This window comes from Methanobrevibacter sp. V14, from assembly GCF_963082475.1.
Classification (GTDB): Archaea; Methanobacteriota; Methanobacteria; order Methanobacteriales; family Methanobacteriaceae; genus Methanocatella.
This window is the reverse complement of sequence record NZ_CAUJAM010000006.1, coordinates 217,760-233,217: the sequence shown is the minus strand read 5'-3', so window position 1 is coordinate 233,217 and position 15,458 is coordinate 217,760. Positions and strand designations below refer to the sequence as shown.

The window sequence follows — 15,458 nt, the reverse complement described above, 5'->3', positions numbered from 1 at the left end:
GATGTTAAGACAACCTGCTGTTGCTGGTGCATTTTATCCAGCAGATCCAGAAACACTAAAAAAACTTATTGAAAGTTGTTTTTTAGAGGATTTTGGCCCAGGTTACATTCCTGAGCTTAATTCATTTGATGGAAAAGAGTATCCTATCAATGTTATGGTTCCTCATGCAGGTTATCAATATTCTGGTGCAATAGCCTCAAAAGGTTATTGTGAAATCGTTAAAAAAGGTTTTCCTGAAGTTTTTATTATAATTAGTCCTAATCATACTGGATTTGGTAGTGAAATTTCTGTGTTTAATGAAGGGGAGTGGGTTACTCCACTGGGCAATGTAGAAATTGACAAAGAGTTAGCAGAAGCTATTGTTGATGTTTCAGAATATGCTTCTTGTGATTTTACAGCTCATATTCATGAACACAGTATCGAAGTTCAGCTGCCATTCCTACAATATTTTTCAGCTGACTTTAAAATAGTTCCAATCACAATGGGAACACAGAATTTTGTAACTTCAACTGATTTGTCAAATGCGATTTTTGAAGCTACAAACAAATTAAACAGATCTTATTGTGTTATTGCAAGTACTGATTTATCCCATTTCAATACTCAAGAAAGAGCAAACACAGTTGATGGTTTTGTTTTGGAAGATATTTATGAGATGAACGAATTTAAACTTTTTGAGGAAGTTGTTCAGTATAATATCACAATGTGTGGTTATGGTCCTGTAATGACTGTGATGTCTTTATCTAAAAGATGTGGCAAGCACACAAGTGAAATATTGGCTTATGGAACTAGTGGTGATGTTACTGATGATTTAACATCAGTTGTTGGTTATGCTTCAGGTATTTTTAGATAAGGTGTTTTTATGATAGCTAAAGCTTCTGCTCCTGCAAAAACAATATTATTCGGAGAACACTCTGTTGTTTATGATGAACCTGCCATAGCTGGTGCGGTCAATAAGAGGGCTTATGTAACAATTAAGCCATCAGAGGATGATATTACTATTTTTAGAGCTCCGGATATAGGATTTGAAGCTGAATTGCTTACTAACTATAAGAAATATGTTTTGCTTAAAGGAAAACCGGGTATTATTAGATATATTTTAGAAGCTCTTTATCGAGTTCACGACCATACTCCAATCGACATTACTTTAAATTCAAATGTGCCAATTGGTTCAGGACTTGGTTCCTCGGCAGCCGTTACAGTTGCCACATTGGCGGCATTATACAGATACCATAACATTCGTTTTAATAAACACTCTCTTGCACATGATGCTCATATGGTTGAGCAGGCGGTTCAGGGAGTTGCAAGTCCACTTGATACTTTAGTTTCAACTTACGGAGGGCTTGTCTATTTGTCAAGAAATAAACAGGTTGAACATTTCAAAGTTAATTTTAATGTCCCATTTGTTGTAGGTTACACTACTAAACATGGAAATACAGGTAAAATGGTTAAAGAGGTTAAAAATCTCAAAACAAGAAATCCTAAACTTATTAATCCAGTAATTACTTCAATGGGTAATTTAACCAATTATGCAAAACAAGCTATTTTAAAAAGGGATTTTGCAAAAGTTGGTGAATTGATGAATATTAATCATGGATTTCTAGATGTTTTAGGAGTAAATACATTAGAATTATCTCGTATGGTTTATAATGCAAGAAATGCTGGGGCTATTGGTGCTAAAACTACTGGTGCAGGTGGAGGAGGCAGTATTATTGCTCTTTGCCCTGATAAAGTTGATGAAGTTGCAAATGCCATTAGTCGTGAGGATAATATTTTAAAAATCAGATTTACTCGCAAAGGAGTTTCTTCAAGGGTTTACAAGTGATTTAATGATTATTTTAAAGATTGGAGGCAGTATATTAACTAATAAAGATTCAATGGAAAGTGAAGTTGATTATACTAGTCTTGAGAGAATAGCATCTGAAATAAAAGCTTCAATGGATGTTTGTGAAAAACAGTTAATCATTGTTCATGGAGCGGGGTCCTTTGGACATCCTCCAGCAAAAAAACATAAAATTGGTGAGGAATTTGATAAGTCACTATATCCTCAAAAAAGATTGGGTTTTTGCGAAATCCAAAATGAAGTTAAAAAATTAAACATGTTTATTTGCGAGGTTTTCATTGAAAATGACTTGCCCGTTATTGCACTTCCAGCTTCTAGTTTTATTTCTGCAACAGATAAAAGAATAACCAATGGAAATCTTGATTTATTTAAAAATTATCTTGAAAAAGGTTTCATTCCGGTTATCTATGGTGATGTGGTTTTAGATAGCAGTCTTGAATTTTGTGTAATTTCAGGTGATCAATTAATCCAGTTTTTAGCTAAAAATCTTAATCCTAGTCAGGTTATTTTAGGAACCGATGTTGATGGAGTTTATAATAAAAATCCCAAAACACATGATGATGCAATATTTTTTGAGAAATTCGCATCACTTGAGGATCTAGACGCCTTAGAAGGAACTACAAATGTTGATGTAACCGGCGGTATGGTTGGAAAAATTAAAGAACTTTTATATTTAGCAGATTTAGGAATCGAATCTAAAATAATAAATGCTGAAGTTAAAGATAATATTTTCAAAGTACTAGAAAACAGAGAAGTTAAAGGAACTATAATTTCAAGGGGAAATTAGAACATGATTTCAGATAGAAAATTAGAGCATTTATTAATTTGTGAAAATTATGATGTTGAGTTTAAAGACAAAACTACCGGATTTGAAGATATTGAATTAATTCATAATGTTTTGCCTGAAATTGATAAACAGGAAATTGATTTATCAACTAGTGTTTTTGGTAAAAAATTAGACTCACCTTTATTTATTACAGCTATTACAGGAGGCCATCCTGCAGCAAAGGAAGTTAACAAACAATTGGCAATTGCGGCAGAAAACAATGGAATTGCTTTAGGTGTTGGTTCTCAAAGAGCAGCATGTGAACACCCAGAATTGGCAGATACTTATAGTGTTGTTCGCGAAAATGCACCTGATTGCTTGCTTGTTGGAAATATAGGCGCTCCTCAACTTAATTTAGCTCAAAAAGCAGTTGAAATATTGGATGCAGATATATTGGCTATTCATTTAAATCCTCTTCAGGAATCTATTCAACCTGAAGGAGACCTGGATGCTAGGGGATGCACTGAATTAATTAGCAAAATCACTGATAGCGTTGATATTCCAGTTCTTGCAAAAGAAACAGGTTGCGGAATTTCAGCCGAATCAGCTAAACAATTAGTTGATGCAGGTGTTGATTTCATTGACATTGAAGGTGCCGGTGGAACAAGTTGGGCTGCTGTTGAGACTTACAGAGCTGAAGACAGGTACTTGGGAGAAATATTTTGGGATTGGGGTATCCCAACTGCAATTTCAACAGTTGAAGTTACTCAAAATGTTAATGTCCCAGTTATTTCCTCTGGAGGGATACGTACTGGTCTTGAAGCTGCTAAAGCTATTGCTCTTGGAGCTGATGCTGTTGGTATGGCATTGCCTTTCTTAAAAAATCATGCTTCACAAGATGCTTTAAACACATTTATTGACAGATTTAATGATTCACTAAGGATTGCTATGTTTTTAGTTGGAGCAAATAATATTGAAGAATTGAAACAATCTCGTTTAGTCATTCGCGGAAAAACAAGGGAATGGTTAAATGAGAGAGGTATTAACACAAATAATTATTCAAGGAGATAAAACATGAGCGTTGAAGTAATCGCTATAGGGGGATATCAGGAAGTCGGAAAAAACATGACTGCTATCCGCATAGGTGAGGATGTCGTTATTTTTGATATGGGGATTCACCTAGACAGAATTAGTATGCATGAAGACACTGATATTGACAGAATGCATAGTTTAGATTTAATTGAAAGAGGAGTTATTCCTGATGATACATTAATGAAGGATGTTGATGGTAAAGTAAAGGGAATTGTTTTCTCTCACGGTCACTTAGACCACATTGGTGCTGTTGCTAAGCTTGCACACAGATATGATGCACCATTATTTGGAACACCATATACTGCTGCTTTAATTGAAAAACAAATTAAAGGGGAACGTAAATTTAAAGTTACAAATCCGATTAAGGTTTTAAACCCTGGAAGTAAAATTAAACTTTCAAAAGATATTACATTGGAATTTGTACAGTCTACACACAGTATTCCACAAGCAGTATTTCCGGTATTGCATACTCCGGAAGGAGTTATTGTTTATGCACTTGATTTTAAATTTGATAACCATCAAAAGGTATCTCCGCCACCTGACTATAAAAGATTAAAAGAATTGGGTAGGAAAGGAGTACTTGCATTAATAGTTGAAACTACTAATGCTAAAAATTATGATGAAGTTAAAACTCATTCAGAAAGAATTGCTAGAAATATCTTAGAGGATGTAATGAGAGGACCATTACATGAAAAAACAGGTATGATAGTTACTACATTTTCCTCTCATGTGGAACGTGTACAGGCCATTGCCGATATTGCTAAGAAAAGTCACAGAGAAATATTTTTCTTAGGTCGTTCAATGGAGAGATTCTGTGGTATTGCACAAAAATTAGGAATCTTAAAATTACCTAAAAATGCCAGCATTTATGGATCTCCTAAAGCTGTTAATCGTGCTTTGATGAAAGCAGATAAAGACCGTGCAAATTACTTACTTGTAACTACTGGTCACCAAGGTGAACCTGATGCATTGCTTCCAAGAATTGCTAGCAACAGAACTCCTTTCAATATTAAAAAAGGAGATAATGTCATTATTTCAGCACCTATTATTCCAAATCCGACAAATGCTGCTAATAGGCATATTATGGAAAGAAGATTAAAATTAAATGGTGCGAGAATTTATCCTAATGCTCACGTTTCCGGGCACGCTGGAAGAGAGGATCACAGAGAATTCCTACGGATGATAAAACCGCAGCATATTATTCCGGCACACGGAGATTTATCCATGCTTTCAGCTTATGCTGAACTTGCTGAAGAAGAAGGGTATAGAATTGGATATGATATTCATATTTTAAGAAATGCTCAAGCACAAGTTTTTAAAAGTTAAGGGGGCAATTAAATGAGTGATGTAAAAGAGGTACTTGGAAGTTATTCAGAAGATGTAATTAAAACAATTGAAGAAGATTTATCTGTTATTACACCGAATAATCTTGGTGAAGCATCAGTTTATCTTACTAAAGCAGGTGGAAAAATGCTTAGGCCTGCTTTATCTTTAATTGTAAGTGAAGCTGTTGGAGGAAATCGTGAATCTGCTCTTAAAACGGGTGCAGCTATTGAATTAATCCACACATTCTCATTAATTCATGACGATATCATGGATGATGATGATATGAGGAGAGGAATGCCTTCTGTTCATAAAGTTTGGGGAGAAGATGTTGCTATTCTTGCAGGTGATACTCTATTCTCAAAAGCATTTGAAATGATTATCACTTCAAAAAACACTACTTCAGAACAGAACAACAAAGCATTAGCTACTGTTGCCGATGCATGTGTTAAAATTTGTGAAGGTCAAGCTTTAGACATGGGTTTTGAAGAAAGATTTGATGTTTGCGAAGATGAATACATGGAAATGATTTTCAAAAAAACTGGTGCCCTAATTGCGGCCGCTACAAAAGCAGGAGCTATTATGGGCGGAGCAGATGATGATGTCATTGATGCAATGTATGAGTATGGACGTTTAATTGGTCTTGCTTTCCAAATTCAGGATGATTATTTAGATCTTGCATCTGATGAGGAAACATTAGGTAAACCTATTGGGTCTGACATTGGCAAAGGCAAAATGACAATTATTGCAATTAAAGGATTAGCTAGTGACGATTCTGGCAGATTCCTTGAAATCTTAAAAGCTGAAGAAAACTCACAAGAAGAGATATATGAGGCAATTGAGATTTTAACAAATTGTGGAGCTATAGATTATGCTCGCAATTTCGCACTTGAATCTGTAAATCAAGCTAAAGAAGTACTTGAAATATTGCCTGATTCTTCATTTAAAAAAGTATTATGTGATATTGCAGATTTTGTACTTGGGAGAAATGCATAATTCTCTCACTTTTTTTTATTTTTTGTTTGCATTATATTGAACTTTTTTTAGAATTTTACCATTTCTAAATTTTCATATTGATTTATATATTAAGATATGCTTTTTTCTCAGATTATTAATGCAATTGCAACATTTTGACAAGAAGTTTCAATATGTTTCATTGTTCTTTCTGTTGTAATATCTATATTTTTTTATAAATGAAAACTTATTTTAATATCTTTGCAGCAACATACATATATGAAAGGAATTATTGGAGCAATATGTGGAGATATTATAGGTTCAACAAGAGAATTTAAACCAATAAAAACAAAAGAATTTAACCTATTTGAGAAACGATCTCGATTTACAGATGACACTATAATGACATTGGCTATTGCAAAATGGTTATGTGATGACAAAACATCTAAAGAGGTTTTAATCAAAAATCTAAAATATTTTGGAAATAAATATCCTCGCGCAGGTTACGGGGCAAGATTTAACAACTGGTTTGCTCAGGAATCCTGTGAACCGTATGGTAGTTGGGCAAATGGATCTGCTATGAGAGTATCTCCTTGTGCTTGGGTAGCTAATTCCTTTGAAGAAGCTCATGATTTAGCTTATACATCAGCTATTGTTACTCATAATCATCCAGAAGGTGTAAAAGGCGCTCTTGCAACTTCAGATGCAATTTATCTTGCAAAAATAGGTGCAAGTAAAGATGAAATTAAAAATCATGTTGAAGTGAGATACGAATATGATTTATCCAGGTCGTTAGACCATATTCGTCCATGGTACAATTTTGATGTTTCATGTGCTGGAAGTGTGCCTGAAGCTATAATTTGCTTTTTAGAAGCGGATAGTTTTGAAGATACCATTAGAAATGCCATATCTCTTGGTGGGGATTCGGATACACAAGCAGCAATAGCTGGAAGTATTGCATCGGCATATTGGGAAGTTCCTAAAAATATTTCATATAAAAGCATTCATCGCTTGGATTATTTCTTGCTAAATGTTTTAATTGGTTTTGAAGAGAAATTCATGTAGATAAATATTTCTGTAATACTTTTTTAGAATTTTTTATGTCTTTGGGTAGTATTAATTTTTATAAAAGTATTACTTATTTTTTCATTATCTTATTTTTGGACAATTTCATCTGGGTCTTAAAATTATTTGGAGTTTTTAATTATATTTGATTTATAAGATTTATTCATTGTTTTAATGCCTTAAAATTTGTTTTTTAAAATTAGGCTACATAATTTTTATTTTGATTTTTTGCCTTTTTATTATTTTTAATCAATTAAAGACTCAGCACCATTTTTTCACTCTTTAACTCTTTCATTGTCATTATTTTTAATTGGAATCTATTTATATTTTTTTATTTTTAATTTATATATCAAAAAACGAAATAATAATTTAATAACATTTATATTATTATTACTTTCTATATTAAAGTAGATTATCTAATTAAAGTTTTTAATTCGATAATTTTAAGAGTTAAATATTAATAAATAGTTGGGGAGTATAATGGAAATTTATATGCAAAAAATTGGATTGATTAGGCCAAATTTTAATCCTAAAAATGCAACTTTAAATTTGGATATTGACTGGTCAGTTGAATATACTGATACTAATCAGGAAGAAATAAATTTTGACATGATTTTAAAATCATGTGGAAATTTAGATTTAAGATTTAAAGTTGAAGGATCGTTGTACTAGAGGTATTTGAAGAATTTATTCATGAAGAGGTTTCTCAATTAATTTTTCATCAAGCATGTAATGTTCTTATGGATATGATTTCTATCACTCGTGAATCTGTTCATATTTTATCAAGTAAGAAAGAATATTCAAAAATAGGCAGTGAACATTTTCAAAATACTCTTAAAAACTAATTTGGTGATGTATTATGTTAAAAATAAAACATACATTGTGCCCTTCTTGTAGTGTTGGTTGTGGGATTAATGTGGTGTTAAACGAGGGAGAAATTGTTGGAACATTTCCTTATAAAAGACACCCCATTAATGCTGGAAAAATTGTTTAAATGGAAAAAATTCAATAGATTATTATTTAAACAAATTCAAAAAAGCTATTGTATCTAATCATGAAACAGATATTGATACTGCTATATCAGATCTATCTAAAGAATTAAATTCAATTGATTCTTCTTCTGTTACAATACTTTGTTTAGGCAATAATAGTGTTGAAGAAATTGAAGCTATTAAAAATTTCGCAGAATCTAAAAATTACAATATTGCATTTTATGCTGATGATTTAAAAGATTTTAAGGAGGTTGCATCTTATGAAGAAGTTGCAAATGCCAGTAGCGTATTTGTAATTGGTGATCTTTTGTATGAAAATCCATTAATTGGAAGAAGAATAGTTCATGCAAAACAAAAGGGTGCAAAGGTTTATGCTTTAGGTAAAAGCGAAAAGTCAGTCACTTTTAATATTGCAGATGAAACATTCAATTCCTCAGTTCAAGAATTTTTAAATGCAATTGAGTCAAAAATTGATGAATCCTCTGTAATTGTATTTAATTATGTTGATTCCAAAGAAGACTTGGATAAATTGGAATCAATTAAGTGCAAAGTTTTGCCGGTATTCAGCAATTCTAACTCTAAAGGAACATTTGATTTTGTTGAATCTAAATCATTAGATGAAATTGTGGAGTTATTGGAAAATACTAAAGCATTATTAGTTTTCGATGATGTTGTTGATAAGTTGGATTATGATTTTACCAGAATATCTAAGCTCATTAGTTTTGCTTGTTGTGAAAACGACACTACAAAAATTTCAGACATTGTCATTCCTATCAAAACATGGTTGGAACAAGATGGATCTTTTGTCAATGCAATGGGCGAAGTGCAAAATTTTAGTTCTGTCATTGAATCTGATAATTTAAGTATAATTGAAATTATTGATAAATTAAATGAATAGAGGGATAATATGAGTTATGTTTTAGCAAAATCTCGAAATGATGACATTCTTGATGCAGGTGAATGTGGTGGGGCAGTAACAAGCATCCTTAAGTATTTGCTTGATGAAGGAATAGTTGAAGGTGTTTTAGCATTAAGTCCACATGATGATATTTATGATGCGATGCCTGTGTATATAACTGATTCTAAAGATTTATTAAAAACAGCTGGATCTTATCACTGCGCTCCTACAATGGTGGGGGATCTTGTTCAAAAATATTTATCTGATAAAAAAATTGCAATTACAGTTAAACCATGTGATATGAGAGCTATTGAGGAACTTGTTATGCGACACAGAATTGATAAGGATAATATATATTTCATAGGTTTAAACTGTGGCGGAACTGTTTCACCGGTTAGTGGTAGAGAAATGATTGATTTATTCTATGAAGCTAATCCTGATGATGTTGTTAGTGAAGAAATCGATAAGGGCAAGTTTATCATCAAATTAGCTAATGGATCTGAAGAAGCAGTAAAAATCCATGACCTTGAAAAAGAGGGTTATGGCCGTCGTGGTAATTGTCAAAGATGTGATGTAAAAATCCCAAGAAAAGCAAATATTGCCTGTGGAAATTGGGGTGCAGAAGATGGATGGACATTCATTGAAATTAATGATGAAAAAGGTCAGGAATTAATCGATGGTGCTAAAAACGCAGGTATTCTTGAAATAAAATCACCTGGTGACGCTGCTGTGGAAGCAAGAGCAAAAGTTGAAAAAATCATGATTAACATGGCTAAAAAGAATCAACAAGCCTCTTATCCGTTAGTCAGTGAAATGGATGAATGGAATCGTTGTATTGGATGTTATGCTTGTCGTGATATCTGTCCAGTCTGTGGTTGTTTTGAAAATTGTGAATTAAACAAGTCTTACTTTAATGATGAGGCAACTGTTCCTCCAAGTCCGATAGCATTTCATGGTGTCAGATTATCTCACATGAGTTTCAGTTGTGTTGATTGCGGTCAATGTGACGATGTATGTCCGATGGATATTCCGGTTTCATTGATTTTTGATAAATTGCAGAAAAAATACTATGAAAGAACTGGTTATGTTGCTGGAGTTTCTGATGAGGTTAAACCTCCATTATACAGTCCAGAAAAAACAGAATTATAAGGAGGTGGTTTTTAATGTCTGATGATTTAAAAATCGTAGGTTTATTATGTAATTGGTGTTGTTATGGCGGTGCAGATACTGCAGGTACTGCTCGTATGCAATATTCGCCAAACATTAGGATTATTCGTGTAATGTGTTCTGGGAGAATAAATCCTTCAATGATTTTTAAAGCATTTAAGGAGGGTGCTGATGGAGTATTTGTAGGAGGGTGCCATATTGGTGACTGCCACTATGATGCAGGTAATTACAAATGGTCTAGAAGATCTAAAATTGTTGAAGATATTCTTGAAGAGTTTGGAATTGAAAAAGAAAGGTTCCGTCACGAATGGATTTCAGCTTCAGAAGGTGAAAAATTCCAAACAACAATGGAGGAATTTCATAAAACATTATCTAAACTAGGTCCATTAGAATTAGAATGATTAAGATATCAAGCCATATGTAAATAGCTATTATTTCAATAGCTATTTACACTCACTTCTAATTGCCTTTCTAAGATTAGTAAGTTGTTACTAACCTTAGAAAGATAGTTAAATAGAGAATGTTTGATTATTTTTCAAATTAATTATATTATGTTGATAAATCATCATTAGCCGATAACTACCAATACTCAGCATATTGGTAGTTATCCTTTCTCTCCATCGATATAAAATAATTAATTAAAATAAAAGAGAGATATATGGAAAATCATATAGGTTTCTTTTCACTGTCTAGAATAGCTATTTGAGTTTATCTTTAATAGCTATTTTAATTTTTCATGATTATTTTTTATAAAGCTTATTTTACAATATTTATTAATCTAAACCGAGAGAGACATATTTTTGTCATTATGATAATGTAAAGATGTGACTGCTCTTCATTATAGCAATTTGATATTAAAAACTATTGCTGATTTAATGATAGTTGATTAGTTAAATTCATTAGTTCTGCTGTAAACTATAGAATAAACAAACTTCAATTTAATTAAAAGTTGTTTTATCCATGAAATTGTTCCATGTCTTTGATAACATATTTGGTGATGGTTAATAAATTTCCATGCCTTTAAAAATGAAAATATATTATCCTTTTGTTGGGATAATAATTTCCCTTTCACCGGATGGCATGAATTCTCTTAAGGCACCCTTTGCGATTTCCTTTCTTGGATGTCTAAAGTCAAAGGTTAAATGCGGATCTGCAAATGCAATTTTAATCAACGGATTTGTACAGAAGGCATCTCCTCTTGCGGCGTGTGGTGCTTGAGCAATACCTGCATATTCAGGCTGGTGACCTACATTCATAGCATAGTTTGGATAGTTCGGTCCTCTTAATTCATGGATTAAACCTTCATCACTTCTTATTGATAATGAATTGGAAGCACCTGCTTGGTCTTGTAAGTCATATCCATAAAATCCTAACCTTGAATGAGCTTCTTTATGTAAAATCATACTTAAATACCAACCATTCACACCGGCATTTGAGTTTCCAGTAGCAAATGCAGTTGAACAACCTGCTGCGGCAGATATTACAGATGCTCTTTGAGAACCTCCAAAGTGTGTTTCCAAAAGTGTTGGTATTTCATATTGTTCTAATCCGTAAAGTGTCACTTCACTGGCAATGTCTCTTACAGTTTCCATGTCTAAACTTGCATTACATAAGCCGTATTTTTTATCTACATAATCTTTACCGTAATATGCAAAATCATCTAATATGTCATCTGTATATGTTGCACTTGCATATTGGGTAAATCCTACTCCTCCAGACATATATGATCCAAGCCATACTTGGTCATATAGTACTGCAGCAGCTGCAATAACTTCTAAAGTTACTTCAACCGGATCATCAGAAATTCTTGAAGTCTGAACCATGTCTGCTAGAGTACCAAATGCCACACCTCCAGGTTCATTAGGGCCTCTTGCACGTCTGGCTGGTAAAAATGATGCCATTCCAATTACATCTGCATGTTTTGCTGCATATGAGAAATCTGCAATAGCTGCTTCACCTGCACATAATTTATACGCATTAATGAAACTCATACCAATTTGCATAGCTGACCATCTGGAAACGGTACCTCCGTCACAAGCCCTTACAACAAGTGTTGGAACTCTGCTTACCTGATAAGTTTTATTTCCAACATATCTTTTTAACATTTCTGCCTGGTCTTCTGGGAATTCTTTGTTAATGTCAATTAAAACTCTTTTATCAAGTTCGTCAGCTAATTCATCGTTTCCTGTAAAGATTTTTGCATAGCAATCTTCAGCAAGGCCTGGGTGCACTTCAACCATATGTTCTTGAACAACTGCACCTCCTGGAAGTGCATGGTTAATGTTTTCCATGTATTCATTGATTGTTTCAGGAGTAACTTCTACACCTAATCTTTCTTGCAATACTGAATGGGCTGTATCCATTCCTACAATGATGGTTCTTTTAATGTCATCAACCAGTTGCTGAATTGCTGCATTGTTACAAAAGTGTAGGTCATCACCTTCAACATAATCTTCGGTACCTGAAATTTTATATGCCATTAATTGCCTTTGGCCTAAGGGCACACCTATGTCCGGATTATAAAATGGCATGTTTCTTTCTTTTGCTAATTTTTCAGCAGCATCATTAAATTCTCTTTTTCTTTCTGATTGTTTCCATCCCTCAAAACAATAGAAACTGGTGTGATCACTTTCCTGGTCTTCACCTTTAAATTTCTGGTTTAATGCGCTTAAAAACTTTTTATTCTCCAAACCCATTTTATTCACCTAATTTTTTTTTCAAATCCTTAGAAAATACTCCCATACCATATCCCCCTTCAGTACGTGCAGTGTGAATATTTTCAATGACTTCAATTGCTTCTTTGTCTTGTCTCATACCAATGTTGTCTTCTCTGTAGATGGTGGTGATTTCTTTTAAATATTCCTCATCTAAAGGGGCACCTACATCTATTGTTTCATCTAAAGGACGTCCAACTTGATCTTTAATATAATAAACATGGCCATCTTCTTCATTGTAAATGTATCTTTGAAGACCATCAAACATTAATCCGTTTTCATCAAGCCTTAATGAGTGTCCATGTACCGTTGCACCTCTCATACCGCATCTTGCAGGGTCAAAAATATCGGTTTCAACTAGTTCTTTGGAAATTTTCTCTAAATCTTGTTCTCTTATTTCGATTACTTGCCTTCCGGATAATGTACCTGTATCTACGCCTCTGTATCTCCACATGTATGTTCTTGCTCTATCATATGGTTGTGCTGGGGCATTATACATTGAATCTGCAAATTGGATATATCTAACACGTATCCCTTCCTTTGCTCCGGGTGTTGGTTCAACGATTTTTTTAATTATATCTCCATCATCTTCCATTTCTGCTAAAGGAGGATGTACGGTTTTATAACTTTCACCGGGGTTTCTATGGCCTAGTATTTTAACTAAACCTTCATCAGATATTTGCCTAATTTTTTTAAAGTTATGCTCAGGATTCATGTGTTTTCGCCTATTTTCAGCAATTTTTGTTTCACCTGGGCAATATTGAGCTTTATATTCCATAATTCACCAACATAATATTATCTAATAACTTTCACGGTTTCTGCTGTTTTTGCACGTGAATCAACTAAACCAATGTAGCGATCATCAATAACACTTTCAAAATTGTTTCCATATTTTAAATAGTCAGAAATTGTTGATTTTGTCCTTGTAAAAATACCTACTAATAAATAATAATTGCATGGAACATTTTCATCTAAAATCAATTGTAATTCATCCATAAACTCATTAAATTTAGACATGTCTACTGTAATTACAATTTCTCCTACCATCACTCTTAATTCAACATCATTTCCATGAACACTTATCTTCTTGCGGTCGGTATGGTTAACGACATGTCCTTTTCCAGGACCGTAAAATACTTTTAAAGGAATTGATGGGCCATGAATTAAAACTCTTTGCTGACCTTCGAGCTTATAAATTTCATTTAATATTTTTTCGGCAGTATCCGGTTTCAAATATCTATCTGGGGTAATTTTAATGTCAATAACATTAATTTTTTTTGATTCATCCATAAAAACACCTTTAAAGTTTATTTTTAAGTTCTCCTGCAACTTTAGCCACATTCGGAATTGGATTTCTAAGATTGTCTATTGTACCATATACAATTCCAATCAATGCTGATGTTCTTTTAACTGAAAACATCTGAGTACCTGCATCCAAACACATTGCTGCTGATGCACAAGGAATTGCAGTTCCTTTTGCATGTCTTGTTACTACGTGGTTTCCATGGAATGTACCTGGTCCTCCACCACCATAAATTGAGTGGGAAAAGAAACTGAATCCTACACCAACACCTTCAGTTCTACCATAATCTACGCCTGGAAGTCCAGTTTCATATTCTAGCATGTCATTATAATACAATACTGTTGATGCTACTGCTTGCGCTGCTCTTGCAGCACCTACATTAACAATAACTGCCGCTAGCAATCCTGCTGCAGCATATGCATTCCATAAAGCCCAGTCTTGAGGTTCATAAATGTTATATCCTGAAGGCATCTTTTTAGCAACTCTAATAACATTATCTTCAATAGCTCTTCCAACTAATGAACGGATTACAGTTCCAACTGTTCCTTTGCCGTTTTCTTTTACAATATCGAAAACTAAATTATTAGCATTCAAACCTTGATAGGCCATAGTCAATAAGTGCATTCTCTCAAATGCTCCTGTTGCATCTCCAGTTTCAAACATTGCCGTTTGTTCCATAATTGAGGATAATGCTGCGGCATTTAATGTCTGTTTATTGGTAATTGCTACTACATGGTTTGCCATAACATTTCTTAAACCGTATCCTAATCCTTCTAGGAGCACTGGCGGTCCTAAAAGAGCACTGATGTTTGCACCTGAGAGATCCACGGTTCTGGGATATGCTCCCATTACTGCGGTTTTAATTGTTGATGCATCAAACATATTTATGTCAAAGCTATCTATGATAGATTGAATTGTTGCAGCACCGGTCTGTAGTGTTGATACTGAGTAATCTGCCGCGACTTTTAATCGTTCTTCTGGAAGTTGGACAAGCAATTGTTGTCCGTCGTTGATAATATTGACGGTTGTGTCATCATCTTCATTAACCTGAAGAATTTTCTTAATCTTACTTGCGATAAGTTCAGCATTTTCAACAATCGGCAAGTCTAATTCACGACCTGGAATATATGTGGATTTTCCACCCATTGCTGCTGTTTTTAAACCTTTTTCGATACCTGCTAAATTAACAGCAGATGATCTTTTAATATCATAAATCATCTCTTGTATAGCAGAATTTTTAAGGGGACTAATAGATTCAAGAGGTGCAGATTCTTCTAAAATTTTTCCATCTGGACCATATAAATCTAGATTGTCATCATATATTTTCATTAATAACCTCCTTAA

The 15,458-nt window shown here is 33.5% G+C and carries 16 protein-coding genes; 12 read left to right on the top strand and 4 right to left on the bottom strand.

Going from position 1 to position 15,458, the window contains the following annotated elements:
• Nucleotide 1: 1 nt before the first annotated feature.
• The 12 genes from Q9968_RS03110 to Q9968_RS03055 all read left to right on the top strand — a co-directional run bounded on the left by Q9968_RS03110 (nt 2) and on the right by Q9968_RS03055 (nt 10,498).
• Nucleotides 2-850 (top strand): MEMO1 family protein, encoded by an 849-nt coding sequence (locus Q9968_RS03110; protein WP_305513369.1) that lies wholly within the window; start codon nt 2-4, stop codon nt 848-850.
• A gap of 9 nt (nt 851-859) precedes the next feature.
• Nucleotides 860-1,822: a mevalonate kinase gene (gene mvk / locus Q9968_RS03105; protein WP_305513367.1), complete on the top strand. Its 963-nt coding sequence runs from the start codon at nt 860-862 to the stop codon at nt 1,820-1,822.
• A 4-nt stretch (nt 1,823-1,826) separates the two neighbouring features.
• Nucleotides 1,827-2,627, top strand: coding sequence for an isopentenyl phosphate kinase (locus Q9968_RS03100; RefSeq protein WP_305513365.1), 801 nt, complete (start codon nt 1,827-1,829; stop codon nt 2,625-2,627).
• Between the two features lie 3 nt (nt 2,628-2,630).
• The gene (gene fni, locus Q9968_RS03095; protein WP_305513364.1) at nt 2,631-3,677 is read left to right on the top strand and encodes a type 2 isopentenyl-diphosphate Delta-isomerase; all 1,047 of its coding nucleotides are present in this window, start codon (nt 2,631-2,633) and stop codon (nt 3,675-3,677) included.
• Between the two features lie 3 nt (nt 3,678-3,680).
• Nucleotides 3,681-5,024, top strand: coding sequence for an RNase J family beta-CASP ribonuclease (locus Q9968_RS03090; protein WP_305513363.1), 1,344 nt, complete (start codon nt 3,681-3,683; stop codon nt 5,022-5,024).
• A gap of 12 nt (nt 5,025-5,036) precedes the next feature.
• Nucleotides 5,037-6,017, top strand: a complete 981-nt coding sequence (idsA, locus tag Q9968_RS03085; RefSeq protein ID WP_305513361.1) for a short chain isoprenyl diphosphate synthase IdsA — start codon at nt 5,037-5,039, stop codon at nt 6,015-6,017.
• 237 nt (nt 6,018-6,254) lie between these two features.
• A complete protein-coding gene (locus tag Q9968_RS03080) occupies nt 6,255-7,040 on the top strand; it encodes an ADP-ribosylglycohydrolase family protein (RefSeq protein ID WP_305513359.1) in 786 nt (261 codons plus the stop codon).
• A gap of 480 nt (nt 7,041-7,520) precedes the next feature.
• Nucleotides 7,521-7,712 (top strand): hypothetical protein, encoded by a 192-nt coding sequence (locus Q9968_RS03075; protein ID WP_305513358.1) that lies wholly within the window; start codon nt 7,521-7,523, stop codon nt 7,710-7,712.
• Nucleotides 7,713-7,899: 187 nt separating this feature from the next.
• Complete coding sequence (locus tag Q9968_RS03070; protein ID WP_305513356.1) at nt 7,900-8,034, top strand: hypothetical protein; 135 nt, start codon at nt 7,900-7,902, stop codon at nt 8,032-8,034.
• 305 nt (nt 8,035-8,339) lie between these two features.
• Entirely contained in the window at nt 8,340-8,930 is a 591-nt protein-coding gene (locus Q9968_RS03065; protein WP_305513354.1) for a molybdopterin-dependent oxidoreductase, read from the top strand.
• 9 nt (nt 8,931-8,939) lie between these two features.
• Nucleotides 8,940-10,079, top strand: a complete 1,140-nt coding sequence (locus Q9968_RS03060) for a Coenzyme F420 hydrogenase/dehydrogenase, beta subunit C-terminal domain (protein ID WP_305513351.1) — start codon at nt 8,940-8,942, stop codon at nt 10,077-10,079.
• Nucleotides 10,080-10,093: 14 nt separating this feature from the next.
• Nucleotides 10,094-10,498 (top strand): hydrogenase iron-sulfur subunit, encoded by a 405-nt coding sequence (locus Q9968_RS03055; RefSeq protein WP_305513349.1) that lies wholly within the window; start codon nt 10,094-10,096, stop codon nt 10,496-10,498.
• Between the two features lie 636 nt (nt 10,499-11,134).
• On the opposite strand, the gene mcrA is transcribed toward Q9968_RS03055, so the two are convergent.
• Genes mcrA through mcrB form a run of 4 tightly spaced genes read right to left on the bottom strand, consistent with a single transcriptional unit; the run spans nt 11,135 to nt 15,443 of the window.
• A complete protein-coding gene (gene mcrA / locus Q9968_RS03050) occupies nt 11,135-12,787 on the bottom strand; it encodes a coenzyme-B sulfoethylthiotransferase subunit alpha (RefSeq protein WP_305513696.1) in 1,653 nt (550 codons plus the stop codon).
• Between the two features lie 7 nt (nt 12,788-12,794).
• A complete protein-coding gene (gene mcrG / locus Q9968_RS03045) occupies nt 12,795-13,589 on the bottom strand; it encodes a coenzyme-B sulfoethylthiotransferase subunit gamma (protein ID WP_305513347.1) in 795 nt (264 codons plus the stop codon).
• Nucleotides 13,590-13,606: 17 nt separating this feature from the next.
• The gene (mcrD, locus tag Q9968_RS03040; RefSeq protein WP_305513344.1) at nt 13,607-14,101 is read right to left on the bottom strand and encodes a methyl-coenzyme M reductase operon protein D; all 495 of its coding nucleotides are present in this window, start codon (nt 14,099-14,101) and stop codon (nt 13,607-13,609) included.
• 10 nt (nt 14,102-14,111) lie between these two features.
• A complete protein-coding gene (gene mcrB / locus Q9968_RS03035) occupies nt 14,112-15,443 on the bottom strand; it encodes a coenzyme-B sulfoethylthiotransferase subunit beta (protein ID WP_305513342.1) in 1,332 nt (443 codons plus the stop codon).
• Nucleotides 15,444-15,458 lie beyond the last annotated feature (15 nt).

Bases quoted from the DNA above. Each gene is read 5' to 3' on its own strand.
- Q9968_RS03090 (WP_305513363.1), top strand. From the start codon at position 3,681: ATGAGCGTTGAAGTAATCGCTATAGGGGGATATCAGGAAGTCGGAAAA.
- Q9968_RS03080 (WP_305513359.1), top strand. From the start codon at position 6,255: ATGAAAGGAATTATTGGAGCAATATGTGGAGATATTATAGGTTCAACA.
- Q9968_RS03070 (WP_305513356.1), top strand. From the start codon at position 7,900: ATGTTAAAAATAAAACATACATTGTGCCCTTCTTGTAGTGTTGGTTGT.
- mcrB (WP_305513342.1), bottom strand. From the start codon at position 15,443: ATGAAAATATATGATGACAATCTAGATTTATATGGTCCAGATGGAAAA.
- Q9968_RS03110 (WP_305513369.1), top strand. From the start codon at position 2: ATGTTAAGACAACCTGCTGTTGCTGGTGCATTTTATCCAGCAGATCCA.
- Q9968_RS03055 (WP_305513349.1), top strand. From the start codon at position 10,094: ATGTCTGATGATTTAAAAATCGTAGGTTTATTATGTAATTGGTGTTGT.
- Q9968_RS03060 (WP_305513351.1), top strand. From the start codon at position 8,940: ATGAGTTATGTTTTAGCAAAATCTCGAAATGATGACATTCTTGATGCA.
- fni (WP_305513364.1), top strand. From the start codon at position 2,631: ATGATTTCAGATAGAAAATTAGAGCATTTATTAATTTGTGAAAATTAT.
- mcrG (WP_305513347.1), bottom strand. From the start codon at position 13,589: ATGGAATATAAAGCTCAATATTGCCCAGGTGAAACAAAAATTGCTGAA.
- Q9968_RS03075 (WP_305513358.1), top strand. From the start codon at position 7,521: ATGGAAATTTATATGCAAAAAATTGGATTGATTAGGCCAAATTTTAAT.
- mcrD (WP_305513344.1), bottom strand. From the start codon at position 14,101: ATGGATGAATCAAAAAAAATTAATGTTATTGACATTAAAATTACCCCA.
- Q9968_RS03100 (WP_305513365.1), top strand. From the start codon at position 1,827: ATGATTATTTTAAAGATTGGAGGCAGTATATTAACTAATAAAGATTCA.
- mvk (WP_305513367.1), top strand. From the start codon at position 860: ATGATAGCTAAAGCTTCTGCTCCTGCAAAAACAATATTATTCGGAGAA.
- idsA (WP_305513361.1), top strand. From the start codon at position 5,037: ATGAGTGATGTAAAAGAGGTACTTGGAAGTTATTCAGAAGATGTAATT.